Origin of the sequence: Spelaeicoccus albus, from assembly GCF_013409065.1 — a bacterium.
GTDB lineage: Bacteria > Actinomycetota > Actinomycetes > Actinomycetales > Brevibacteriaceae > Spelaeicoccus > Spelaeicoccus albus.
Map to the genome: position 1 here is coordinate 3896622 of NZ_JACBZP010000001.1, position 23150 is coordinate 3919771.

Below are 23150 nucleotides of genomic sequence, written 5' to 3' on the forward strand. Positions count from 1 at the left end.
TCGTGCCCCTCCTCGTTACGGTTTCCGCACCGCCGGCGCGACGCCGGCTTCGGCGGACCTGCAACGTAGTAGTTAGTTGGTCTTGAACGGGAAGCCGAGGTGGCGAAGCAGCGCGCGGCCTTCGTCGTCGGTCGTGGCGGTGGTCACGACCGTGATGTCCATACCGCGGACCCGGTCGATCTCATCCTGGTTGATCTCATGGAACATCGACTGCTCGGACAGACCGAACGTGTAGTTGCCATGTCCGTCGAACTGCCGGTCCGACAGTCCGCGGAAGTCACGGATGCGCGGCAGAGCCAGGCTCGTGACGCGATCGAGGAATTCCCACATGCGGTTGCCGCGCAGCGTGGCGTGCGCGCCGATCGGCTGTCCTTCACGCAGCTTGAACTGCGCGATGGACTTGCGGGCCGCGGTGACCTGCGGCTTCTGGCCGGTGATCAGGGTGAGGTCCTTGATGGCACCTTCGATGACCTTGGAGTCCCGGGCGGCGTCGCCGACGCCCATGTTGACCACTACCTTGGTCAGGCCGGGCACCTGCATGACGTTGCCGTACTGGAACTCGTCCTGGAGCTTGGCGATGATCTCGCTGCGGTAACGCTGTTTTAATCGCGGCGCCGCGGCCGTGCCGGCGGCTACTGTCTCTGTACTCATGTCTGCTAGATGTCCTTACCGGAGCGCTTCGAGACGCGAACACGCACGGTGCGCGAACGTCCGTCACGCTCGATCGTTTCGGTGCGGTATCCGACGCGGGTGGGCTTCTTGTCCGACGGGTCGACCAGTGCGACGTTGGACACGTGCACGGGGGCCTCGTGGATCTCGATTCCGCCGCCCGAGCCGTTACCCGAGGCGCCGACCTTCTTGTGTTTCTGCACCCGGTTCACGCCTTCGACGAGCACGCGATTCCGGTCGGGGTAGACCTCGAGAACCTTGCCCTGCTTGCCGCGGTCTCCGCCGCGTTCCGGTTTGGCGCCGGCGATGACCTGAACCAGGTCGCCTTTTTTGATATTGATCTTCGCCATGGTTAGAGCACCTCCGGAGCCAGCGAGATGATCTTCATGAACTTTTTGTCGCGCAGTTCGCGGCCGACCGGCCCGAAGATGCGCGTACCGCGCGGGTCGCCATCCGTCTTCAAGATGACTGCGGCGTTCTCGTCGAACCGGATGTACGAGCCGTCCTTGCGGCGGCGTTCCTTCACGGTTCGGACGATGACGGCCTTGACGACATCGCCCTTTTTGACGTTGCCGCCGGGAATGGCGTCCTTGACGGTGGCCACAATGGTGTCGCCGATACCGGCGTAACGTCGACCCGAGCCGCCGAGCACACGGATTGTCAAGATCTCCTTGGCACCCGTGTTGTCGGCGACCTTGAGTCGCGACTCCTGCTGAATCACTGCCCTACTCCTGTCGTCGCGCCGGTTCTCATATCGAGCCTGACGGAACGGTCAATGTGGAAAACTTCTCGCTCACCGCGGACGGACGAGCGCTGAAGAAAATTGTCTGTCACTTCGCCTTTTCGACGATCTCGACCAGACGCCACCGCTTGGTAGCCGACACCGGTCGGGTTTCGGTGATGACGACCAAGTCGCCCACACCTGCCGTGTTGGCTTCGTCGTGGACCTTCACCTTGTTGGTCTGACGAATGATCTTGCCGTACAAGCGGTGCTTGACGCGGTCTTCAACGGCCACGACTATCGTCTTGTCCATCTTGTCGGACACGACGTAGCCCCGGCGCGTTTTGCGGATCGGCCGCTCGTGCACGGCGCCTGACTGCACGTCCTCGGTGCTCACGGTGCTCTCCTGCTCTGGCGTTGAAATCTCTGCCACTCTCCTCACGCGCCTTTCTCAGGCGACTGGCGGATAGCAAGCTCCCGCTCACGGATGATCGTGTAGATGCGCGCGATATCGCGGCGGACGGCGCGCAGCCGGCCGTGGCTCTCCAGCTGGCCGGTGGCCGACTGGAAACGGAGGTTGAACAGTTCCTCCTTGGCCTTGCGCAGTTCCTCGACAAGACGATCGTCCGAGAAACCGTCAAGCGCGGCCACGTTCAAGTCCTTGGACCCGATAGCCATGCTCACTCACCACCCTCACGCCGCACAATGCGGGCCTTCAGCGGAAGCTTGTGGACGGCCAGGCGCAGGGCCTCGCGTGCCACTTCTTCCGAAACCCCGGCCAGTTCGAAAAGTACTCGGCCGGGTTTGACGTTTGCCACCCACCATTCGGGGGAGCCCTTGCCGGACCCCATGCGGGTTTCGGCGGGCTTTTTGGTAATCGGGCGGTCGGGGTAGATGTTGATCCACACCTTTCCGCCACGCTTGATATAGCGAGTCATTGCGATACGCGCGGCCTCGATCTGCCGGTTCGTCACATACGCCGGCTCGAGAGCCTGGATACCGTATTCACCGAACGCGATCGACGTCCCGCCCTTGGCAACACCCCGACGTGACGGGTGGTGCTGCTTGCGGTGCTTCACTCGACGAGGGATCAGCATTAGCCCTCCGCTCCATTCTCAGTCTTGTCGGCGGCAGCAGCGGGCGCCTCGGCGGGTGCCGACTGCTCGGACTGGCGGCCGCGCGGGCCACCGGCGTTGCCGCGTCCACGGCCGCGCGGGGCTCCGCCGCCGCGGCCGCGCGAGGGGCTGGCTGCCTGCTCGGCGGCCAGTTCCTTATCGGTCTTGTCGCCCTTGTAGATCCACACCTTCACGCCGATCCGGCCGAATGTGGTGCGGGCCTCGTAGAAGCCGTAGTCGATATTGGCGCGCAGCGTGTGCAGCGGCACCCGGCCTTCGCGGTAGAACTCCGACCGGCTCATCTCGGCGCCGCCGAGGCGACCCGAGCACTGCACCCGGATGCCCTGGGCACCGGCGCGCTGCGCGGTCTGCATTCCTTTGCGCATGGCGCGGCGGAATGCCACGCGCGAGCTCAGCTGCTCGGCAATGCCCTGGGCCACGAGCTGCGCATTGGTCTCGGCGTTCTTCACCTCGAGGATGTTCAGCTGCACCTGCTTCTTGGTGAGCTTTTCGAGCTCACCGCGAATCCGGTCGGCTTCCGCGCCGCGGCGTCCGATGACGATGCCCGGACGCGCCGTGTGGATGTCCACTCGAACACGGTCGCGCGTGCGTTCGATGTTGACCTTCGAGATGCCGGCACGTTCCATGCCCTTGTTCATCAGTGCGCGAATCTTGACGTCTTCACCGACGTAATCGCGGTAACGCTGACCCACTTTGGTCGAGTCGGCGTACCACTTCGACTTGTGGTCGGTCGTGATGCCGAGTCGGAACCCGTTGGGGTTGATCTTCTGTCCCACTAGCGGGCACTCCCCTTCTTCTTGACTGTGCCGGCGCGGTACTCGTCCGGAGTGCCGAGCACCACTGTGATGTGGCTCGTGCGCTTGTTGATCCGGAACGCCCGCCCCTGTGCACGGGGTCGGAACCGCTTCATGGTCGGTCCTTCGTCCACGTACGCCGACGTGATGACCAGGTCGTCTTCGATGAATGGCTCACCGAGCTGATCGGCCTTCACGCGGGCGTTCGCGATTCCGGAGGCAACCAATTTGTAGAGAGGTTCGGAGACGTCCTGCTGTGCAAACTTCAGCACCGCCAGAGCCTCGGTCGCCGCTGTCCCACGAATGAGGTCGACGACGCGCCGGGCCTTCTGGGGCGTGACACGGAGGTACCGTGCCTTCGCCGTGGCTTCCATCGCTGTCCTGCCTTTTCTTTAAAAAATTGTCGGCTGTGATCGTTGCGGGATATCCGCCGCGGTTAGCGGCGGCGGCCCTTACGGTCGTCTTTTTCGTGGCCGCGGAAAGTCCGCGTCGGCGCGAATTCGCCGAGCTTGTGCCCGACCATCGCTTCGGTGACGAAGACCGGCACGTGCTTACGTCCGTCGTGCACGGCGATCGTGTGACCGAGGAAATCGGGCACGATCATCGAGCGCCGGGACCACGTCTTGATGACATTCTTGGTCCCCTTTTCGTTTTGGGCGGCGACCTTCTTGAACAGGTGCTCGTCCACGAAGGGGCCCTTCTTTAAGCTACGAGGCATGTGTATTCAGGCTCCCTATCAACGCTTCTTACCGGTACGACGGCGACGCACGATGAGCTTGTCGCTTTCTTTCTTCGGACGACGGGTGCGTCCTTCGGCCTGGCCCCAGGGGCTGACCGGGTGCCGGCCGCCGGAGCTCTTGCCTTCGCCACCGCCATGCGGGTGGTCGATCGGGTTCATGACCACGCCGCGGACGACGGGGCGCTTGCCCTTCCACCGCATACGGCCGGCCTTGCCCCAGCTGATGTTCGACTGCTCGGCGTTGCCGACCTCGCCGATGGTGGCGCGGCAGCGGACGTCCACGTTGCGAATTTCGCCGGACGGCATGCGCAGCTGCGCATACGGGCCGTACTTCGCCACGAGCTGGACGCTCGAGCCGGCGGACCGGGCGATCTTGGCTCCGCCGCCGGGGCGCAACTCGACGGCGTGCACAACCGTGCCAACCGGGACGTTGCGCATCGACAGGCTGTTGCCCGGCTTGATGTCGGCACCGGGGCCGGCTTCGACGCGGTCGCCCTGCTTCATCTTGGTCGGCGCGAGGATGTAACGCTTCTCGCCGTCCGCGTAATGCAGCAGCGCGATGCGCGCGGTGCGGTTCGGATCGTATTCAATGTGCGCGACGGTCGCCGGAACGCCGTCCTTGTCATGCCGACGGAAGTCGATGACGCGGTACTGACGCTTGTGTCCGCCGCCTTGATGGCGGGTCGTGATGCGGCCGCCGCTGTTGCGGCCGCCGTTCTTCGACAGCGGACGCAGCAGCGACTTCTCCGGCGTCGACCGGGTCAGCTCGACGAAGTCGGCGACCGACGAGCCACGACGGCCCGGTGTCGTCGGCTTGTGCTTACGGATTCCCATGTGAGTCTCAGTCCTTAGATTCTTATGCCGGTGCTAGCTGCCGACCGGCCCGCCGAAGATATCGATCGAGCCTTCCTTCAAGGCGACGATGGCGCGCTTGGTGTCCTTGCGCTTGCCCCAGCCGTAGCGGGTGCGCTGGCGCTTGCCGACGCGGTTCGCCGTGTTCACGGAGGCGACCTTCACGCTGAAGATCTTTTCCACTGCCAGCTTGATCTCGGTCTTGTTCGAGCGCGGGTCGACGAGGAAGGTGTATTTTCCTTCGTCGATCAGGCCGTAGCTCTTTTCCGAGACGACCGGCGCGATGATGACGTCGCGCGGATCTTTTTGTACGTCGCTCACTTGGCGTCCTCCTCAGTGCTGGTTGACTCGAGGTCGGCAGCGCCCTGATCGACGTCCGACGCGCGTCCCACGGCCGAGGCCGACTTGCCCTTGGGCGGGCCCGCCAGGAACGTGTCCAACGCGGCCTTGGTGAACACGACGTCGTCCGAAATCAGCACGTCGTACGTGTTGAGCTGTCCGGGCGTGAGCACGTGCACCTCGGGAATGTTGCGAACCGACAACCAGGTCAACTGGTCGTCGCGGTTCACGACGACGAGTTTGTGGCTGCGCGGGCTCAGCGCGTTCAACGCGGCAACTGCCGCCTTCGTCGACGGCTTGTCGCCTTCGACGAGCGCGCTGACCACGAACACGCGTTCCAGGCGGGCCCGATCGGACAGGGCACCGCGAAGCGCGGCGGCCTTCATCTTCTTCGGGGTGCGCTTGGTGTAGTCGCGCGGCTGCGGGCCGTGCACGATGCCGCCACCGGCGTACTGCGGTGCGCGGATCGAGCCCTGGCGCGCGTTGCCGGTGCCCTTTTGCTTGTATGGCTTCTTGCCGCCGCCGCGAACTGCGGAGCGGTTCTTGGTCTGGTGCGTCCCCTGGCGGGCGGCGGCCAGCTGGCCGACGACAACCTGGTGGATCAGCGGAACGTTGGTCTGCACGGCGAAGACCTCAGCCGGCAGGTCGACGGTGCCGTTTTTCTTACCGGCGGCGTCGAGGACGTCCACTGCGAAGGATTCTGCGGTAGGCATTACTTTCAGCCCTCCTTCACTGAGGTGCGGACCAGAACGACAGCGCCCTTGGGGCCGGGAACGGCGCCCTTGATGAGCAGCAGACCCTTATCGGCGTCCACGGCGTGCACTGTCAGGTTCTGGGTCGTCTGGCGGACGGCGCCCATCCGGCCGGCCATGCGCAGGCCCTTGAAGACGCGACCCGGCGTCGAAGCGCCGCCGATCGAGCCCGGCTTGCGGTGGTTGCGGTGCGAGCCGTGCGAGGCCCCCACGCCATGGAAGCCGTGACGCTTCATGACGCCGGCGGTGCCTTTGCCCTTGGTCTTGGCAGTGACGTCGACCTTGGTGCCGGCTTCAAAGATGTCGGCGCCGAGTTCCTGGCCCACTTCGTACTCGGTGGCGTCCGCAGTGCGGAGCTCGACGAGGTGACGGCGCGGCGTGACGCCGGCCTTTTCGAAATGGCCGGACAGCGGCTTGGTCACCTTGCGCGGGTCGATCTGGCCGAACGCCAGCTGGATCGAAGGATAACCTTCGCTCTCTTCCTGGCGGATCTGCGTGACGACGTTGGCGCCGGCGGCGACGACCGTGACCGGGACGAGACGGTTCTCGTCGTCCCAGACCTGCGTCATGCCGACCTTGGTGCCGAGCAGGCCCTTGATGTTGCGCACCTGGACGAGCGGCTTTGAACGTGTATTAGGAGTAGACATTTTTGTTTAAAGCACTCCCTACAGCTTGATTTCGATATTGACGTCATCGGCCAGGTCGAGACGCATGAGCGAATCGACCGCCTTCGGCGTCGGATCGATGATGTCGATGAGGCGCTTGTGCGTACGCATTTCGAAGTGCTCGCGGCTGTCCTTGTACTTGTGCGGCGAGCGGATAACGCAGTACACGTTCTTTTCCGTCGGCAGCGGCACCGGCCCTACAACCGTTGCACCAGCACGGGTGACAGTGTCGACGATTTTGCGCGCCGCACTGTCGATAACCGCGTGGTCGTACGACTTGAGCCGGATGCGGATCTTCTGTCCCGCCATGGCGTCGATTGACTCTCTTCCTTGTCTTTCCGGCCATCAAACCGCATCCGGGTCGGATACGGTTCTGTGCCGGCATGTCTTAAGCTCCGCCTCCGACCCCCGAGGTCGGGTGTGTCGCAGGCGGCGCGTGAGCATCGTCCGATCATTTTCAACCGATTCGATGCCGTCTCGCTCCGGTTCCTCGTCCCGCCCCGGAGATCCGGTCGCCTGTCGGCGTCCGGCATGCAACATCGGGAGCGGTGATTCCCCGTCGTCGGCGGGCATAGCACACCCGCTGGTGACGACAACTTGTCCATCGTGCCATAGCCGCTCCCCCAGCGCAAATTGGCGCCTTCCAGCCCGCCCGCCGAGTGGTGGCGAATGGCTACCCGGCCCCGCCGAGTGGTGGCGAATGGCTACCCGGCCCCGCCGAGTGGTGGCGAATGGCTGCGAAATCGCCGATTTCGCAGCCATTCGCCACCACTCGGCGGGCGGACAACGGGACGAGGACACAAAAAGGGCCCCGGGGATTGCTCCCCGGGGCCCTTTTTCAGGTGTTACTTGTTGATCTTCGTCACGCGGCCGGCGCCGACGGTGCGGCCACCTTCACGAATGGCGAAGCGCAAGCCCTCTTCCATGGCGATCGGCTGAATCAGCTGAACGCTCATGTCGGTGTTGTCGCCCGGCATGACCATCTCGGTGCCTTCCGGCAACGTGATGACGCCGGTGACGTCCGTGGTACGGAAGTAGAACTGCGGACGGTAGTTCGAGTAGAACGGGTTGTGGCGTCCACCCTCGTCCTTGCTCAGGATGTAGACCTGGCCCTCGAATTCCGTGTGCGGAGTGATCGAGTTCGGCTTGACGATGACCTGGCCGCGCTCGACGTCCTCGCGCTTGGTGCCGCGAAGCAGCAGGCCGACGTTCTCTCCGGCGCGGGCGTCGGGGAGCGTCTTGCGGAACATCTCGATGGCCGTGACCGTCGTCTTGGTCGACTTTTCCTTGATGCCGACCATTTCGATCTCGTCGTTCGGCTTCAGGACGCCGCGCTCGACACGGCCGGTCACGACGGTGCCGCGGCCGGTGATCGTGAAGACGTCTTCGACGGGCATCAGGAACGGCTTGTCGATATCGCGCTCCGGCTCCGGGATGCTGTCATCCACGGCGTGCATGAGTTCGACGATGGACTGCGTCCACTTCTCGTCGCCCTCGAGCGCCTTCAGTGCCGACACGCGCACGACCGGAGCATTGTCTCCGTCGAAGTCCTGCGAGCTGAGCAGATCGCGAACCTCGAACTCGACGAGCTCGAGGAGCTCTTCGTCATCGACCATGTCCGACTTGTTCAACGCCACCACGATGTACGGCACGCCGACCTGGCGGGCCAGCAGCACGTGCTCGCGGGTCTGCGGCATCGGGCCATCGGTAGCGGCGACCACCAGGATCGCGCCGTCCATCTGGGCGGCACCGGTGATCATGTTCTTGATGTAGTCGGCGTGACCGGGGGCGTCGACGTGCGCATAGTGACGCTTCTCGGTCTGGTACTCCACGTGGGAGATGTTGATGGTGATGCCGCGCTGCTTTTCTTCAGGGGCATTGTCGATCGCGTCGAATGCCGAAGCATCGTTGAGATCGGGGTACTCGTCGTGCAACACCTTGGTGATAGCAGCGGTCAGCGTCGTCTTACCGTGGTCGACGTGACCGATCGTGCCGATGTTGACGTGCGGCTTAGTCCGATCGAACTGCGCCTTTGCCACTGGGGTCCTCCTCGTGGGTGCCGTAGGGAATGTTCATCCCTACTGGTCGTTTGGTTTTAGATATTTGCTCTTGCGAGTTTAAGGGTTGAAAGCTCTCGCTATTCGCCCCGGGTCTTCTGAATGATCTCCTCGGCAACAGCCTTGGGGACTTCGGAATAGCTTTCGAACTGCATGGAGTACACCGCGCGTCCCTGGGTCTTCGACCGCAGGTCACCAATGTATCCGAACATTTCCGAGAGCGGAACATGGGCCCGGACGACTTTCACGCCCGAAGCGTCTTCCATGGACTGGATCTGTCCGCGCCGTGCGTTGATATCGCCGATGACGTCGCCCATGTATTCCTCGGGCGTACGCACCTCGACGTCCATCAACGGCTCGAGCAGAACCGGGTTCGCGCGCTTGACGGCGTCCTTGAGCACCATCGAGCCGGCGATCTTGAATGCCATCTCCGAGGAGTCGACATCGTGGTACTGGCCGTCCAGCAGGATGGCCTTGATGCCCACCAGCGGATAGCCGGCCAGCACGCCGAGTTGCATGGCGTCTTGGATACCGGCGTCCACGCTCGGGATGTACTCGCGCGGGATACGACCGCCCGTGACCTTGTTCTCGAACTCGTAGATTGTGTCGGTCGTGACCTCGAGCGGCTCGATCGACACCTGCACCTTGGCGAACTGACCCGATCCACCCGTCTGCTTCTTGTGGGTGTAATCGATCTTGTCGACGGTCTTGCGAATCGTCTCGCGGTATGCCACCTGCGGCTTGCCGACGTTCGCCTCGACCTTGAACTCACGCTTCATCCGGTCGACGAGAATGTCCAAGTGCAGCTCACCCATGCCGCCGATCTCGGTCTGGCCGGTGTCTTCGTTCAAGCTGACCGTGAACGTGGGGTCTTCTTCGGCGAGCTTTTGAATGGCGACCGAGAGCTTTTCCTGGTCGCTCTTCGTCTTCGGCTCGATGGCCACGAAGATCACGGGCTCGGGGAACGTCATCGACTCGAGCACCACCGGGTGCTCCGGGTTGCACAGCGTGTCGCCCGTTGTCGTGTTCTTCAGGCCGATCACCGCGTAGATGTGCCCGGCGTGGATGTCCTCGACCGGGTTCTCCTTATTGGAGTGCATCTGGAACAGCTTGCCGATGCGCTCCTTTTTGTTCTTCGTCGAGTTGAGCACCTGGGCCCCGCTGTTGAGGTGACCCGAATAGACGCGCACATAGGTCAATTTGCCGAAGAACGGGTGAGTGACGACCTTGAAGGCCAGGGCCGCGAACGGCTCTTCCTTGCTGGGCTTACGCTCGATGATCTTTTCCGGATCGTTGATGTCGTGGCCCTGGACGCTCGGGACGTCCAACGGCGACGGCAGGTAGTCGATCACGGCGTCCAGCATCGGCTGCACGCCCTTGTTCTTGAAAGCCGAGCCGCAGAACACCGGGTATGCTTCCGAGCGGACGACGAGCTGACGGATGCCGTCCTTGATCTCGTCGAGGGAGAACTCTTCGCCGCCGAGATACTTCTCCAGCATCTCGTCATTGGCTTCGGCGACCTGCTCGACGAGCTTTGCCCGGTATTCCTCGGCCTTCGCCTGCAGATCGGCCGGGATTTCCTCGGTGGTGTACTCGGCGCCCATCTTGGTCTCGCCGCGCCACATCATCGCTTTCATGGTGAGCAGGTCGACGACGCCTTCGAAATCGCTTTCGGCGCCGATCGGCAACTGCATGACGAGCGGCGTGGCCTTGAGCCGGTCGACGATCGTCTGCACCGTGTAGTAGAAGTCGGCGCCGAGCTTGTCCATCTTGTTGACGAAGCAAATGCGCGGCACGTTGTACTTGTCGGCCTGACGCCACACGGTCTCCGACTGCGGCTCGACGCCTTCTTTTCCGTCGAACACTGCGACGGCGCCGTCGAGCACGCGCAGGCTGCGCTCCACCTCAACGGTGAAATCGACGTGCCCGGGCGTGTCGATGATGTTGATCTGGTTGTCTTTCCAGAAGCAGGTGGTAGCAGCCGAGGTGATGGTGATACCTCGCTCTTGCTCCTGCGCCATCCAGTCCATCGTCGACGCACCGTCGTGGGTCTCGCCGATCTTGTGGTTGATTCCGGTGTAGTACAGAATCCGCTCGGTGGTGGTGGTCTTACCGGCATCGATATGAGCCATGATGCCGATATTGCGGACCTTCTTCAGGTCGTTGAGCACATCAAGTGCCACGGTGTCTCTCTCTCGCTTCGTGTTGGGAAGCAACGGTGGCGGGCTGAGCGGCCCGTCGGCGCTGCGTTTACCAGCGGTAGTGTGCGAAGGCCCTGTTGGACTCGGCCATCTTGTGGGTGTCCTCGCGGCGCTTCACAGCGGCTCCCAGGCCGTTGGAGGCGTCCAGGATCTCGTTCTGCAGGCGCTCGGTCATCGTCTTCTCGCGACGCTGACGCGCATAGCCGACAAGCCAGCGCAGAGCCAGCGTCGTCGAACGGGTTCCGCGGACCTCGACCGGCACCTGGTAGGTGGCGCCGCCGACTCGGCGGGAGCGGACCTCGAGGGCCGGCTTCACATTGTCGAGGGCCTTCTTCAAGGCGACGACCGGATCGGTGCCGGTCTTTTCGCGAGCACCTTCCATGGCGCCGTACACGATGCGCTCGGCGGTCGAGCGTTTGCCGTCAAGCAGGATCTTGTTGATCAGTTGGGTGACCAGCGGCGACTTGTAGACCGGGTCGACCACGAGCGGCCGCGTGGGGGCCGGGCCTTTGCGGGGCATTACTTCTTCTCCATCTTCGCGCCGTACTTGCTGCGTCCCTGCTTGCGTCCCTTGACGCCCTGCGTGTCGAGCGAGCCTCGGACGATCTTGTAGCGGACGCCGGGGAGGTCCTTCACACGGCCGCCGCGGACGAGCACGATCGAGTGCTCCTGCAGGTTGTGTCCTTCGCCCGGAATGTAGGCGGTCACTTCGATCTGACTGCTCAGTCGCACGCGCGCAACCTTGCGCAATGCCGAGTTCGGCTTCTTAGGCGTCGTGGTGTACACACGCGTGCACACGCCGCGGCGCTGGGGGCTCCCCTTGAGAGCCGGGGTCGTGGACTTCCCCGACTTGTCCTGCCGGCCCTTTCGGACCAGCTGCTGGATCGTTGGCACTAATATGTCTCCGTTGCTTCTCGATGTTGCGATGGTCTTGCCGCGCGCAGCACGACAAGTCCTCACCTTGCTAGTGGAACGTGAAGCTATGTGTTCCGTTTCGACTGGTCGGCGCCCTCATGGTCGTCGCCGGACTGTCAGCCGCTGCTCGCCGAATACCGATACCCGGCCATGCGCGCAACCGCGCGGGCCTTCCAAAGTTACGCACGCGAACTTGCCCGGTTGTACGCGGGCATCAACTAATCTACCTGGTCGACGGTAAGCGGTCAAAATGCAAGGCTACAATACCCGGCCCGGCGTCCGGAGTCCATCATTTCGTCAGATCGAAGATGCTCACGCCGTCGACCGTTTGCTCTGAGTAGTGCGCTTTCACCCACGACGTGATTCGGGACGACGGGCCCGTCGACTGTCCGCCGCCCATACCGCCGCCCGCAATGAAGTAGTGGATCTTGCCGGCAGCGACGTCCGCCTTGAATTCCGCAAGGGTGGGCGACGGATCCGTTCCGTTGAAGCCGCCGATCGGCATGACCGGCAGTTCGGTTGCCAGTTGATATCCGGCCGCGCTGTTGGCGCCAATCGTTGCCGCGACCCACGTGTAGTCGCCGGAATCGGCGTCGAGCAGCTGGGTGAGCTTCTTGCCCGGCGTGCTGCCGTTCAAGAGCCCGCCGCCCGAGCCGTTGCCGGCGCCCGCGGCGTTGCCCCGACCGGGACCGCCACGCATGCCGCCCTGTGTCGAGCCCTGTGAGCCCCGTGAGCCCTGTGCCATGGCGGGCGGTGTGCCGTGCGGGGGGCTCTGCCCGGGACCGCGCTGCTGCGAACCCTGCTGCGGGGCCCCGTTCCCAGGGCCTCCCGGCGGCTGACCGATGGCGCCGCGCTTGCCGCCCGCAGTTCCGGGCGCACCGCCGCCCGCCGGACCGCCTCCCGGTCCGCCGCCGAAGCCTGTCGCCGTCGGGCCGGCGCTGACTATCGACCCGCTGTGTCCGGTGGATGCGGTCTGCAGCGTGTAGGCGAACGGGCCGGCGAGCGCCGTCACCAGCGCAAGAGAGGCGGCAAGTCGCTCACGACGTCGCATCGAAGCGCCGTTCCGCAGTCTCCGCAGCGTCGCAATCAGTTCGAGAAGGATCGCCGCAGCGATGCCCCCGACCAGGATGACGATGCGCAGCCAGGGATACCAGTCCGGCGTCCGGCCCAAGAGAACGAATTCCCACACGGCCGTTCCGGCGGTCGCCGGCGCGAGTACGGTCATCACCCAGCCCCGCGAACGATTGCGCCACAGCAGCACCGTGCCCAGCCCGACCACTGCCGCCAGCGCCGGAGCCAAGGCCACCATGTAGTACGGGTGGATGATTCCGGACATCAGACTGAAGGTGAGTCCGGTGACGACGAGCCACAGTCCCCAGGCGATCAACGCTGCCCGATACACGTCGGTGCGCCGGGCACGGCCCAGCACGACGAGGCCGGCCGCGAGCACTGCCAGCGCGGCGGGCAACAGCCAGGAGATCTGGCCGCCCATTTCGGAACCGAACAGCCTGCCGATTCCCGGCGTTCCCCACATGCCGCCGGCTCCCCCCGTGCCGCCGCCCCCGACGCTGCCCGTCTCATTGCCGGTCAGACGGCCGAATCCGTTGTAGCCGAACGTGAGTTCCAGTATCGAGTTGTGTTGCGAACCGCCGATGTACGGCCGATCGGACGCCGGGGTGAGCTGCACGGCCGCGACCCACCATCCGGCGGACACGACAATTGCGGCGGCAGCGCCGAGAAGATGACGGATACGGGCCCACCAACCATGCGGCGCGCATGCGGCGTACACGGCGACGAGTGCCGGGAGGATCAAGAACACTTGCAGCTGCTTGGTCAGGAAGCCGAACCCGATCAGGACGCCGGCCAGGAGGATCCAGCGAGCGCGTCCGGTACGAACGGCGCGCAGGGTCAGCGCGGTGGCCCCGGTCATGAGCAGAACCAACAGTGCGTCGGGGTTGTTGAATCGGAACATGAGAGCTGCCACCGGCGTCAGTGCCAGGACGAGTCCGGCCAGGAGCCCCGCACACGAGGCGGCGGCACGGCCGAGTCGCCGGATCGCCGTCCGGCGCACCGACGCGTAAAGAACGCCGACCGTGGCGACGCCCATCAGTGCCTGCGGCACAAGGATCGACCACGACGAAAGGCCGAATGCGCGCACCGACAGCGCCATCACCCACAGGCTTGCCGGCGGCTTGTCGACAGTGATGGATCCCGCGGCGTCGGATGCGCCGAAGAAGAACGCCTTCCATGACTCGCTGCCGGCTTGCACTGCTGCCGAATAGAACGAGTTCGCCCAGCCGGACGCCGAGCGGCCGACTAGGTACAGTGCAGCGGTCCCGGCCAGGAGCACCAGCAGCGCCGGCGAGTCCCAACGAAATTTTCTTGATGCGGTTCGACGCCGTGCGGGAGCGGAAGTCGCAGTGGTCATGATTGGCGTCCTTTGCAGGTCAGCGGGTGGTCGTCGACCGGCTGACGGTTCAACGGCGGCCGGCTCGGAGGGTCGGTTGCGACGGCGAGTCGAGAGCCTTCGCGAGGTCCGAACACCCAGAAGTGCAGGAGCAGGAAGCGGATGGCCGTGGCAGCGATATTCGCCGCTACGAGGGCGCCGAGCTCTGTGGCCCGCCCGGCGTCCGGCGCCTCGGTGTGCAAGGCCGCCAAGGCACCGGACGTCAACGCCCATCCCAGGCCGAAGACGATGAGGCCCCGGCCCTGATGGCGAGCGGCCCCGGCTCTGCCTCGGACGCCGAAGGTCACGCGCCTGTTGGCGGCGGTATTGGCGATCGCCGTAATGACAAGCGCCGCGAAGTTCGCCGTTTGCGCGCCCAGCGCGGGCGCGAGCAGAAGAAACAGCAACGCGAACGCGGCCGTGCTGAGAACCCCGATGAGCCCAAAACTCATGATTTGGTGTGGAAGCCGGTGTGCGCCGGCCGGACGGCGTCCGGAGCCGGGGAACGCCGCATCGTCCGCTATTTCCCGAAGCGGATAGCCGCCGCGCACCCGGGTGCCGATCATCCGGACCACGCCGCGCAGATCCTCCCGGGCGGTGGCGACGATGTCGACCGAGCTGTCCGGGTCGTCGATCCAGTCAACGGGTATTTCGTGGATCCGCATCCCCGCCCATTCGGCAAGAGTCAACAGCTCGGTATCGAAGAACCATCCCACGTCGGAGACAAACGGCAGCAGGGCACGTGCCGTATCGCGCCGGACCGCTTTGAAGCCGCACTGAGCGTCGGAATATCGGATGTCGAGCGCCGTTTTGAGAATGGTGTTGTACCCGCGCGATATGAATTCGCGTTTCAGGCCGCGTTGTACGCGTGCGCCGTGGGCAAGTCTGCTGCCGATGCTGATATCGGAATGTCCGGAGGCCAAGGCAGCAAGGGCGGGCGCCAATGCGGTGAGGTCGGTGGAGAGATCGACGTCCATATAGGCGCATATGTCCGCGTCGGAGGTCTGCCAGGCCGTTTTCAGCGCTCGCCCCCGGCCCTTGCGATTCAAGCGCAAGTAGCTCACGTCGTCGAAGCGCTCCGCCAAGCGGCGGGAAATGGCAGGCGTCCGGTCGGTGCTGGCGTTGTCGACGATGATGATGCGGACCCGGTACGGCAAATCGCGGCTGGCCCTGCGCAGTCGCATGGCCGCAGCTTCCACGGCAGCTTGCTCGTTGAAGACCGGGAGCGCGATGTCGACTGTGACCGCCCGGTCGCTGACCGTGTCGCCGGATCTGCCGGCCGCCTGAGAATCCGTCATTGCCCAAGCGTGTCGAGCGTGGCTATGCCGATACTTTGATCGGCCATTGACTGCCCTGTGGGGCGAAAATTCGCAGCCGGCGCACAGCTTTTCCGTGTGGCTCGAGGCCGGGTCTCAACTTCTCCCATCGTGCCCGGTGGGCACGTCGGCGGCCGAGGGGACGGTTATTTGCCGCCGTTCCGAGCAGCTGAGCCGCCGTCGACGGCGGTGGGCTGCCGGGCCGTCATCGATAAATCGGCGCCCCGGCTAGCCGAAGAGAATCGCCGCTTCGTCGTAACGGTGTTGCGGCACTGTCTTCAGCACATCGGTGGCATCGGCGAACGGCACGTGGACGATCTCGGTGCCGTTCAACGCCACCATCGTCCCCCACACGCCGCCCACGACCGAATCGATGGCCGCCATTCCGAGCCGGGTGGCCAGGATCCGATCGTATGCGGTGGGCACACCGCCACGCTGCAAGTGACCGAGCGTAGCGCAGCGGGTCTCAATACCCGTGCGCGCCTCGATTTCCGGCGCCAGTTGCTCGCCGATCCCGCCAAGACGCGGACGCCCGAAGGTGTCGAGCCCGCGTTCGGCATGCGGATGTTCGTGGCCGGCCGGGATGAACCCTTCGGCGACGACGACGACCGGGGCCCGGCCGCGGTCGTTCGCCTCGTGCACCCATTCGGAGATCTGGTCGAGGGACGCCGGCTGTTCCGGTATCAAAATGGCGTGCGCCCCGGAGGCCATGCCCGCATGGAGGGCTATCCAGCCAACGTGACGGCCCATAACCTCGACCACCATGCAGCGGTGATGCGATTCCGCAGTGGTGCGCAGCCGGTCAATGGCTTCGGTGGCGATGGAGACTGCCGTGTCGAACCCGAAGGTGTAATCCGTTGCCGACAGGTCGTTGTCGATGGTCTTCGGCACGCCGACGATGTTCAAGCCCTCATCCGACAGTCGCCGAGCGGCGGTCAGCGTGCCTTCTCCCCCGATGGCAATGACCGCATCGATGTCGAGCCGTGCCAGCGTGGCCTTGATCGATTCGGTTCCGCCATTACCGTCGAACGGGTTCGTGCGTGATGTGCCCAGAATCGTGCCGCCAACCTTCGACAATCCCCTGACGTCGCGTTGCTCCAAGTCGAAAACGTCACCCTCGACTAGGCCTCGCCAGCCGTCGCGGATTCCGGCGAAATGCTGGCCGTAAATCCGCACGCCTTTCAACACGGCACCGCGAATGACGGCGTTCAATCCCGGGCAGTCGCCTCCGGACGTCAGTATTCCGATCTTCAAAGAGTCAATCTCCTATTTTTGCGGCACCTACTTTTGCGGCACGTCGAATGAAAAGTTACGACAGTGTCGTAACTCACCACCGATCATAGAGGTAGCGGCCGTCCGTGCGCGCACCGCCCGCGGGGCGGTTTGTCACCCGCGAGGCGGCAAATTCGACACCGTGGGCAACCAACTACCCCGCGTGCTGCCGTGTCCGTTCCGTTTGCCCGCAGACCGGGCAGATTGACCGCCGGCGGCATTGATGCTCTCGTCCACAGCCGCCTGGCGGATCCGAGTTATGCACAGATTTCAGTTCGGCGGTGGTCGAGCGGCGTCCGACAGGTCATTGTTGGCCCATGGAACTTCCGGCAGACGTCAACCACTTTGCACTGACGAACAATGGGGTGGTCACGGGCCATCAGCTCGAGTCGTTCGGGCTCGGCCGGGAACGACAAGCACAGCTTGCCGCGGCCGGCGTTTTGCACCGACTGATCCGGGGTGTCTACACTCCTCGCGCGATTTGGGATGACGCCTGCGCACGGCGAAACGGTTCGACGTTGCTGAAGATTCGCGCGGTTTCCGCCCACAAACTCGGGTCGCCGCATCCCGCCGGCGCGATCAGCCATTTCTCGGCGGCCCTCGCGTGGGACCTGCCTCTCCTTCGAACCCGCAGCGACGTGCATATCGTCCGGCCCAGTTGCCGTGGCGGGCGTTCATCGGACGGAATCGTGAGCCATCATTCCGATCTTGACGAGGGCGCCGTCGAACTCGAACACGGCGTGGTCGCGACACGGCTGGACCGGACCGTGGCCGACGCCTGCGCATCGACAACTTTCACCGAGGCAGTAGTCATCGCCGATGCTGCTCTGGCACGACTAGTCGGCAATACCCGATTGCAGCCGCACGCCGTGGACCTCGCACAAGAGCCGATACGCGGCCGCCTTCTCGCCCTCGTCGACAAGCGTCGCCCGCGCGGCGCCGCCACCGCCCGGAAGGCAATTGAATTCGCTGACTGCCGCACGGAGTCTCCGGCCGAGTCCAGGGCCCGGATAATCTTCTCCGGGATGCCGTTGCCCCCACCGATTCCCCAGCTGGAAGTCCGAACCGATCGTGCACGACGCTACCCGGACTTCGCGTTCGCCCAACTCGGAGTGCTCGTGGAGGTTGACGGATTCGTAAAAGTCCGCGATCCATTGACAAAGGATGCGGCCCGTGCCGTGGAAAACGAACGCCTGCGCCATATCGAACTTCAGGAAGCCGGCTGGGAAATCGTTCGCCTCTCCTGGGCCGATCTCGCCAATCCGCAAATCGTGCTGACAAGGGTTCTCAAAGCCGCCGCACGGGCAAAGCGTCGGGGAATCCTGGTCTGATACACCGACCCGATCGCGGCGCGTCGGGCGGAATCCGGCCGCCAACCGCGGGGTGGCTTGTCATCCACGGGGTGGCTTGTCATCCACGGGGTGATAACTACTACCCCACAACGGGCAAACAACCCCGCGCCGACCCCTCTGCCGGTACCCGCAGCGGACCGACGAACTATCGACTATTGTGCAACGAGCTCAATTTCGAACCCGGCAGAATTTTCCCAATAGGCAGCGTACGTCCGTGGGCCGCCGGCGTGTGGGTATTTCTCGGCGAACAACGGTGCCCAGCCGTGCAGCGGTGCGGCCTCGTTCAGTTTGTCGAGGCGTTCCCGGCTACTCACGCCGAAAGCGAGATGGTTCAGCCCCGGCCGCATCCGATCGTGGGGTTGTCGTGCGATGTCCGGCGACGTTTCCAAAACTATGTAGGTGCCACCCAAGCGGTAGCTCACGCCGTTCGTCCATTCGGCATCGACGGAGTATCCCAGCTCATTCAGCACCCAGGCCCAAGGGGCGCCATCGCGTTCGAAGTCCTCGAGCCACAACTCGACGTGATGCAGCTTCCCTTCCACCGGCGCCTGCCGCAGCACGTCGCGCCGGAGCCGCAGCCCGGCTTCCACGACCGGAAGATGCGGCACGGAATCCAGCTCATCCAACGACACCCAACGCGGCAAGCACTCCACGCCGTCAATGACCTCGGCACGAAGTTCACCTGCCGCGGCCTCGACCTCGAACATCAAACGAAGCGAATGTTTGACGGCTCCGCCGACATCGCGGGCGAACGTATCGGTGCCGAGCAGTCTGCCTGGTCGTATCGTCAATCCGGTCTCTTCAAAAAATTCTCGGACGACGGCATCTTCGGGTGCTTCGCCCGGCTCGATTCCCCCACCCGGGAGTGCCAATTCATCGGCGACGGTCGCGGCCATCCGTGGGGTGACTTGTCATTCGCGGGGTGATAACTAGTACCCCATAACGGACAAACAACCTCGCGAGACGGCCGGCAACGACGAGTGGCCCCGGCACGTTGACACGTGCCGGGGCCACTCGTCACTGCCGGGGCGTTAGCGGTAATCGCCCAGGTCGTAGTCCTCCAACGGGATGGCTGCGCCGGCGTCGACGCTTCCACCCAGTGTCGGGTAGCCGAAATCGGCGTACGACGACGAGTTGAACAGTTCGGCCTTCGCCTCTTCGGTCGGTTCGATCTCGATATCGCGGTACCGCGGAAGTCCGGTACCGGCCGGGATGAGCTTGCCGAGGATGACGTTCTCCTTCAGGCCGAGCAACGGATCGGACTTGCCTTCCATTGCCGCCTCGGTGAGAACGCGGGTCGTCTCCTGGAAGGAGGCGGCCGACAGCCACGATTCAGTGGCCAGCGAGGCCTTCGTGATGCCCATCAGCTCGTCACGACCGGAGGCGGGCTGGCCGCCCTCGGCGAGAACGCGACGGTTCTCCGACTCGTACCGCGGACGTTCGGCCAGCTCGCCCGGCAACAGGTTCGTGTCGCCCGACTCGATGACCGTCACGCGCCGCAGCATCTGCCGCACGATGACCTCGATGTGCTTGTCGTGAATGCCGACGCCCTGGCTCCGGTACACGTTCTGCACCTCGTCCACCAGGAACTTCTGCACGGCACGACGGCTCAGGATGCGTAGCACCTGCTTCGGATCCGCAGCGCCCTGCACCAGCTTTTCGCCGGCATCGACGTGGTCGCCGTCGGACACCAAGAGCCGAGCACGCCGGCCGACCGGGTGCGGAATTTCTTCCGATCCGTCGTCCGGAGTGACGATGACCTGGCGCGTCTTGCCGGAATCGTCGATGGTGACGCGGCCGGCCGACTCCGAGATGGGCGAAACACCCTTCGGAGTGCGGGCTTCGAACAGCTCGGTGACGCGCGGCAGGCCCTGCGTGATGTCGCCGCCGTCCGCAGCAACACCGCCGGTGTGGAACGTACGCATGGTCAGCTGGGTTCCGGGCTCGCCGATCGACTGTGCCGCAACCGTACCGATGGCCTCGCCGATGTCGACGAGTTTGCCGGTGGCCAGCGAGCGGCCGTAGCACAGCGCGCAGGTCCCGACCTTTGACGCGCACGTCAGCACCGAGCGAACCTTGACGGTCTTCACGCCGAGCGAGATCAGCTTGTCGATCAGCACATCGCCGACGTCGTCGCCCGGGGTCGCGACGAGTTCGCCGTTCACCTCGATGTCCGCGGCCAACGTACGGCCGTACACGCTCGACTCGACGTTCTCGTCGCGCAACAGCTTCCCGTCGATCCCCTCTTCGGCGATCGGCAGTTCCAGTCCGCGTGCCGTTCCGCAGTCGTGCTCGCGCACGATCACGTCCTGGCTGACGTCCACCAAGCGACGCGTCAGGTAACCGGAGTCGGCCGTACGCAACGCGGTGTCGGCCAGTCCCTTACGGGCACCGTGGCTGGCAATGAAGTACTCGAGCACGCTCAAGCCTTCACGGTAGTTCGACTTGATCGGGCGGGGAATGATCTCGCCCTTCGGGTTCGTCACGAGACCGCGCATGCCGGCCAGCTGACGGACCTGCATCCAGTTACCGGAGGCGCCCGAGTTGACGAGGCGCATCACCGAGTTGTCCTCGTCGAAGTTGCCTTCCATCCGGTCGGCGACCTCTTCGGTGGCGGCGGTCCACAGTTTGACCAGCGATTCACGCCGCTCTTCATCGAGGATGAAGCCGTTTTCGAAGTCCGACTGGATTTTCGTGGCCTTCGCCTCGTACTCGGCGAGAATCTCCGGCTTGGACGCCGGCGACACGACATCCGACATGGCGACCGTGACACCCGAGCGGGTGGCCCAGTGGAAACCGGCGGCCTTGAAGTTGTCCAGCGCCTGGGCAACGTCGACCTTCGGATACCGTTCGGCCAGGTCGTTGACGATGCTGGACAGCCGCTTCTTGTCGGCGGTCGCTTCCACGTACGGGTAGTCCTCGGGCAGCGTCTCGTTGAAGATGGCCCGGCCCAAGGTGGTGTCCACCGTGACCGGCGCGCCTTCTTCGAAACCCTCGGGAGCTTCCCAGCCCGCGGGCGGCACGAAGCCGTCAACGCGGATCTTCACCCGGGAGCCGAGTTCGATATCGCCGCGGTCGAACGCCATGATGGCCTCCGCCATGGACGAGAACGCCGAGCCTTCGCCTTCCGCGCCATCCTTTGCGCTCGTCAGGTGGTACAGGCCGATGATCATGTCCTGGCTGGGCATGGTGACCGGACGGCCGTCCGACGGCTTGAGGATGTTGTTGCTCGAGAGCATCAGCACGCGCGCCTCGGCCTGAGCCTCGGTCGACAGCGGCAGGTGCACGGCCATCTGGTCACCGTCGAAGTCGGCGTTGAACGCCGAGCACACGAGCGGGTGAATTTGAATGGCCTTGCCTTCAACGAGTTGCGGTTCGAAGGCCTGGATGCCGAGACGGTGCAGCGTCGGCGCACGGTTGAGCAGCACGGGGTGTTCGGTGATGACCTCTTCGAGGACGTCCCACACCGGTCCGCGCTGACGTTCGACCATCCGCTTGGCGCTCTTGATGTTCTGCGCGTGGTTCAAATCCACGAGACGCTTCATCACGAACGGCTTGAACAGCTCCAGCGCCATGGCCTTCGGCAGGCCGCACTGGTGCAGTTTCAGCTGCGGGCCGACAACGATGACGCTACGGCCCGAGTAGTCGACGCGCTTGCCGAGCAGGTTCTGACGGAAACGTCCCTGCTTGCCCTTGAGCATGTCGGACAGCGACTTGAGCGGGCGGTTGCCCGGTCCCGTGACCGGACGGCCGCGACGGCCGTTGTCGAACAGCGAGTCGACGGCTTCTTGCAGCATCCGCTTTTCGTTGTTGACGATGATCTCCGGCGCGCCCAGATCGAGCAGCCGCTTGAGGCGGTTGTTGCGGTTGATCACCCGGCGGTACAGGTCGTTCAAGTCCGACGTGGCGAACCGGCCGCCGTCGAGCTGCACCATGGGACGGAGCTCCGGCGGAATGACCGGGACGGCGTCCAGCACCATGCCGAGCGGCGAGTTCGTCGTCGTGAGGAACGCGTTGACGACCTTCAAACGCTTCAGGGCGCGGGTCTTGCGCTGTCCCTTGCCGGTGCGGATCAGCTCGCGGAGCATTTCGGACTCGGCGTTGAGGTCGAAGCTCGCCAGACGCTTCTGGATGGCTTCGGCCCCCATCGAGCCTTCGAAGTACAGACCGTACCGGTCGACGAGTTCGCGGTAGAGCGCCTCGTCGCCTTCCAGGTCCGAGACCTGGAGGTTCTTGAAGCGGTCCCATACCTGTTCCAGGCGCTCGATCTCGGCGTCCGCGCGCTTGCGAATGTTGTTCATCTCGCGTTCGGCGGAGTCCTTGGTCTTGCGCTTGGCATCGGCGCGCGCGCCGTCGGCCTCGAGCTGGGCGAGATCTTCTTCCAGCTTCTTGGCGCGCAGTTCGATGTTGTGGTCGCGAGCGTCGCCCAGATCCTTCTTTTCCACGTCGATATTGCTCTGCAGGCTCGGCAGATCGCGGTGCCGGGATTCCTCATCGACGTCGGTGATCATGTAGGCGGCGAAGTAGATGACCTTTTCAAGGTCCTTCGGCGCCAGATCGAGCAGGTACCCCAGGCGTGACGGGACGCCCTTGAAGTACCAGATGTGGGTGACCGGGGCGGCCAGTTCGATGTGTCCCATCCGCTCACGGCGGACCTTGGCACGGGTCACCTCGACGCCGCAGCGTTCGCAGATGATGCCCTTGAAGCGGACACGCTTGTATTTGCCGCAGTAGCATTCCCAGTCGCGGGTCGGGCCGAAGATCTTTTCGCAGAAAAGACCGTCCTTTTCCGGCTTCAGGGTGCGGTAGTTGATGGTCTCGGGCTTTTTCACTTCACCGTACGACCACTGACGGATTTCGTCGGCCGTCGCGAGGCCGATGCGCAACTCATCAAAGAAGTTGACGTCGAGCACGTGAGTCCTTC

At 64.3% G+C, this 23150-nt stretch carries 24 protein-coding genes; 1 reads left to right on the forward strand and 23 read right to left on the reverse strand.

What is annotated here, in order from left to right:
- Positions 1-72: 72 nt before the first annotated feature.
- From rplE to BJY26_RS18175, 21 genes are all read right to left on the reverse strand, one after another.
- Positions 73-651 carry a 50S ribosomal protein L5 gene (gene rplE / locus BJY26_RS18075; RefSeq protein ID WP_179429558.1) on the reverse strand — a complete coding sequence of 193 codons (579 nt, stop codon included), beginning with the start codon at positions 649-651 and terminating at the stop codon, positions 73-75.
- A 5-nt stretch (positions 652-656) separates the two neighbouring features.
- Complete coding sequence (gene rplX, locus BJY26_RS18080) at positions 657-1019, reverse strand: 50S ribosomal protein L24 (RefSeq protein ID WP_218852494.1); 363 nt, start codon at positions 1017-1019, stop codon at positions 657-659.
- Between the two features lie 2 nt (positions 1020-1021).
- A complete protein-coding gene (gene rplN, locus BJY26_RS18085) occupies positions 1022-1390 on the reverse strand; it encodes a 50S ribosomal protein L14 (RefSeq protein WP_179429559.1) in 369 nt (122 codons plus the stop codon).
- Positions 1391-1499: 109 nt separating this feature from the next.
- Complete coding sequence (gene rpsQ / locus BJY26_RS18835) at positions 1500-1787, reverse strand: 30S ribosomal protein S17 (RefSeq protein ID WP_308191236.1); 288 nt, start codon at positions 1785-1787, stop codon at positions 1500-1502.
- A 41-nt stretch (positions 1788-1828) separates the two neighbouring features.
- The gene (gene rpmC / locus BJY26_RS18095) at positions 1829-2068 is read right to left on the reverse strand and encodes a 50S ribosomal protein L29 (RefSeq protein WP_179430066.1); all 240 of its coding nucleotides are present in this window, start codon (positions 2066-2068) and stop codon (positions 1829-1831) included.
- A gap of 2 nt (positions 2069-2070) precedes the next feature.
- Positions 2071-2487, reverse strand: coding sequence for a 50S ribosomal protein L16 (gene rplP / locus BJY26_RS18100; RefSeq protein WP_179429560.1), 417 nt, complete (start codon positions 2485-2487; stop codon positions 2071-2073).
- The gene (gene rpsC / locus BJY26_RS18105) at positions 2487-3302 is read right to left on the reverse strand and encodes a 30S ribosomal protein S3 (RefSeq protein WP_179429561.1); all 816 of its coding nucleotides are present in this window, start codon (positions 3300-3302) and stop codon (positions 2487-2489) included. Before rpsC ends, rplP begins: the two co-directional genes overlap by 1 nt.
- Complete coding sequence (gene rplV / locus BJY26_RS18110) at positions 3302-3694, reverse strand: 50S ribosomal protein L22 (RefSeq protein WP_179429562.1); 393 nt, start codon at positions 3692-3694, stop codon at positions 3302-3304. The genes rpsC and rplV overlap by 1 nt, the downstream gene beginning before the upstream one ends.
- A gap of 62 nt (positions 3695-3756) precedes the next feature.
- Complete coding sequence (gene rpsS, locus BJY26_RS18115) at positions 3757-4038, reverse strand: 30S ribosomal protein S19 (RefSeq protein WP_179429563.1); 282 nt, start codon at positions 4036-4038, stop codon at positions 3757-3759.
- A gap of 18 nt (positions 4039-4056) precedes the next feature.
- A complete protein-coding gene (gene rplB / locus BJY26_RS18120) occupies positions 4057-4893 on the reverse strand; it encodes a 50S ribosomal protein L2 (RefSeq protein WP_179429564.1) in 837 nt (278 codons plus the stop codon).
- 33 nt (positions 4894-4926) lie between these two features.
- On the reverse strand, positions 4927-5232 hold the full coding sequence (gene rplW, locus BJY26_RS18125; RefSeq protein ID WP_179429565.1) for a 50S ribosomal protein L23: 306 nt from the start codon (positions 5230-5232) through the stop codon (positions 4927-4929).
- A complete protein-coding gene (rplD, locus tag BJY26_RS18130) occupies positions 5229-5963 on the reverse strand; it encodes a 50S ribosomal protein L4 (protein ID WP_179429566.1) in 735 nt (244 codons plus the stop codon). Before rplD ends, rplW begins: the two co-directional genes overlap by 4 nt.
- 5 nt (positions 5964-5968) lie before the next feature.
- Positions 5969-6649 (reverse strand): 50S ribosomal protein L3, encoded by a 681-nt coding sequence (gene rplC, locus BJY26_RS18135; protein ID WP_179429567.1) that lies wholly within the window; start codon positions 6647-6649, stop codon positions 5969-5971.
- An 18-nt stretch (positions 6650-6667) separates the two neighbouring features.
- On the reverse strand, positions 6668-6976 hold the full coding sequence (gene rpsJ, locus BJY26_RS18140; protein ID WP_179429568.1) for a 30S ribosomal protein S10: 309 nt from the start codon (positions 6974-6976) through the stop codon (positions 6668-6670).
- A gap of 536 nt (positions 6977-7512) precedes the next feature.
- Positions 7513-8706, reverse strand: a complete 1194-nt coding sequence (gene tuf, locus BJY26_RS18145; RefSeq protein WP_179429569.1) for an elongation factor Tu — start codon at positions 8704-8706, stop codon at positions 7513-7515.
- Positions 8707-8804: 98 nt separating this feature from the next.
- Positions 8805-10907, reverse strand: a complete 2103-nt coding sequence (gene fusA / locus BJY26_RS18150; RefSeq protein ID WP_179429570.1) for an elongation factor G — start codon at positions 10905-10907, stop codon at positions 8805-8807.
- Positions 10908-10974: 67 nt separating this feature from the next.
- Positions 10975-11445, reverse strand: coding sequence for a 30S ribosomal protein S7 (gene rpsG, locus BJY26_RS18155; RefSeq protein WP_179429571.1), 471 nt, complete (start codon positions 11443-11445; stop codon positions 10975-10977).
- The gene (gene rpsL, locus BJY26_RS18160; RefSeq protein ID WP_179429572.1) at positions 11445-11819 is read right to left on the reverse strand and encodes a 30S ribosomal protein S12; all 375 of its coding nucleotides are present in this window, start codon (positions 11817-11819) and stop codon (positions 11445-11447) included. Before rpsL ends, rpsG begins: the two co-directional genes overlap by 1 nt.
- Before the next feature lie 310 nt (positions 11820-12129).
- The gene (locus BJY26_RS18165) at positions 12130-14268 is read right to left on the reverse strand and encodes an ArnT family glycosyltransferase (RefSeq protein WP_179429573.1); all 2139 of its coding nucleotides are present in this window, start codon (positions 14266-14268) and stop codon (positions 12130-12132) included.
- On the reverse strand, positions 14265-15584 hold the full coding sequence (locus tag BJY26_RS18170) for a glycosyltransferase (RefSeq protein ID WP_179429574.1): 1320 nt from the start codon (positions 15582-15584) through the stop codon (positions 14265-14267). Before BJY26_RS18170 ends, BJY26_RS18165 begins: the two co-directional genes overlap by 4 nt.
- Positions 15585-15830: 246 nt before the next feature.
- Positions 15831-16856 (reverse strand): 6-phosphofructokinase, encoded by a 1026-nt coding sequence (locus tag BJY26_RS18175; RefSeq protein ID WP_179429575.1) that lies wholly within the window; start codon positions 16854-16856, stop codon positions 15831-15833.
- A 335-nt stretch (positions 16857-17191) separates the two neighbouring features.
- Here BJY26_RS18175 and BJY26_RS18180 point away from each other — a divergent pair, with 335 nt between their 5' ends.
- Positions 17192-18205: a type IV toxin-antitoxin system AbiEi family antitoxin domain-containing protein gene (locus tag BJY26_RS18180; protein WP_179429576.1), complete on the forward strand. Its 1014-nt coding sequence runs from the start codon at positions 17192-17194 to the stop codon at positions 18203-18205.
- A gap of 173 nt (positions 18206-18378) precedes the next feature.
- Here the strand turns inward: BJY26_RS18180 and BJY26_RS19670 are convergent, their stop codons facing one another.
- Positions 18379-19122 carry an NUDIX domain-containing protein gene (locus tag BJY26_RS19670; RefSeq protein WP_308191234.1) on the reverse strand — a complete coding sequence of 248 codons (744 nt, stop codon included), beginning with the start codon at positions 19120-19122 and terminating at the stop codon, positions 18379-18381.
- 135 nt (positions 19123-19257) lie between these two features.
- Entirely contained in the window at positions 19258-23139 is a 3882-nt protein-coding gene (locus BJY26_RS18195; RefSeq protein WP_179429577.1) for a DNA-directed RNA polymerase subunit beta', read from the reverse strand.
- Positions 23140-23150 lie beyond the last annotated feature (11 nt).

Bases quoted from the DNA above. Each gene is read 5' to 3' on its own strand.
- rplE (WP_179429558.1), bottom strand. From the start codon at position 651: ATGAGTACAGAGACAGTAGCCGCCGGCACGGCCGCGGCGCCGCGATTA.
- rplX (WP_218852494.1), bottom strand. From the start codon at position 1,019: ATGGCGAAGATCAATATCAAAAAAGGCGACCTGGTTCAGGTCATCGCC.
- rpmC (WP_179430066.1), bottom strand. From the start codon at position 2,068: ATGGCTATCGGGTCCAAGGACTTGAACGTGGCCGCGCTTGACGGTTTC.
- rplP (WP_179429560.1), bottom strand. From the start codon at position 2,487: ATGCTGATCCCTCGTCGAGTGAAGCACCGCAAGCAGCACCACCCGTCA.
- rplV (WP_179429562.1), bottom strand. From the start codon at position 3,694: ATGGAAGCCACGGCGAAGGCACGGTACCTCCGTGTCACGCCCCAGAAG.
- rpsS (WP_179429563.1), bottom strand. From the start codon at position 4,038: ATGCCTCGTAGCTTAAAGAAGGGCCCCTTCGTGGACGAGCACCTGTTC.
- rplB (WP_179429564.1), bottom strand. From the start codon at position 4,893: ATGGGAATCCGTAAGCACAAGCCGACGACACCGGGCCGTCGTGGCTCG.
- rplD (WP_179429566.1), bottom strand. From the start codon at position 5,963: ATGCCTACCGCAGAATCCTTCGCAGTGGACGTCCTCGACGCCGCCGGT.
- rplC (WP_179429567.1), bottom strand. From the start codon at position 6,649: ATGTCTACTCCTAATACACGTTCAAAGCCGCTCGTCCAGGTGCGCAAC.
- rpsJ (WP_179429568.1), bottom strand. From the start codon at position 6,976: ATGGCGGGACAGAAGATCCGCATCCGGCTCAAGTCGTACGACCACGCG.
- rpsG (WP_179429571.1), bottom strand. From the start codon at position 11,445: ATGCCCCGCAAAGGCCCGGCCCCCACGCGGCCGCTCGTGGTCGACCCG.
- BJY26_RS18165 (WP_179429573.1), bottom strand. From the start codon at position 14,268: ATGACCACTGCGACTTCCGCTCCCGCACGGCGTCGAACCGCATCAAGA.
- BJY26_RS18170 (WP_179429574.1), bottom strand. From the start codon at position 15,584: ATGACGGATTCTCAGGCGGCCGGCAGATCCGGCGACACGGTCAGCGAC.
- BJY26_RS18180 (WP_179429576.1), top strand. From the start codon at position 17,192: ATGGAACTTCCGGCAGACGTCAACCACTTTGCACTGACGAACAATGGG.
- BJY26_RS19670 (WP_308191234.1), bottom strand. From the start codon at position 19,122: ATGGCCGCGACCGTCGCCGATGAATTGGCACTCCCGGGTGGGGGAATC.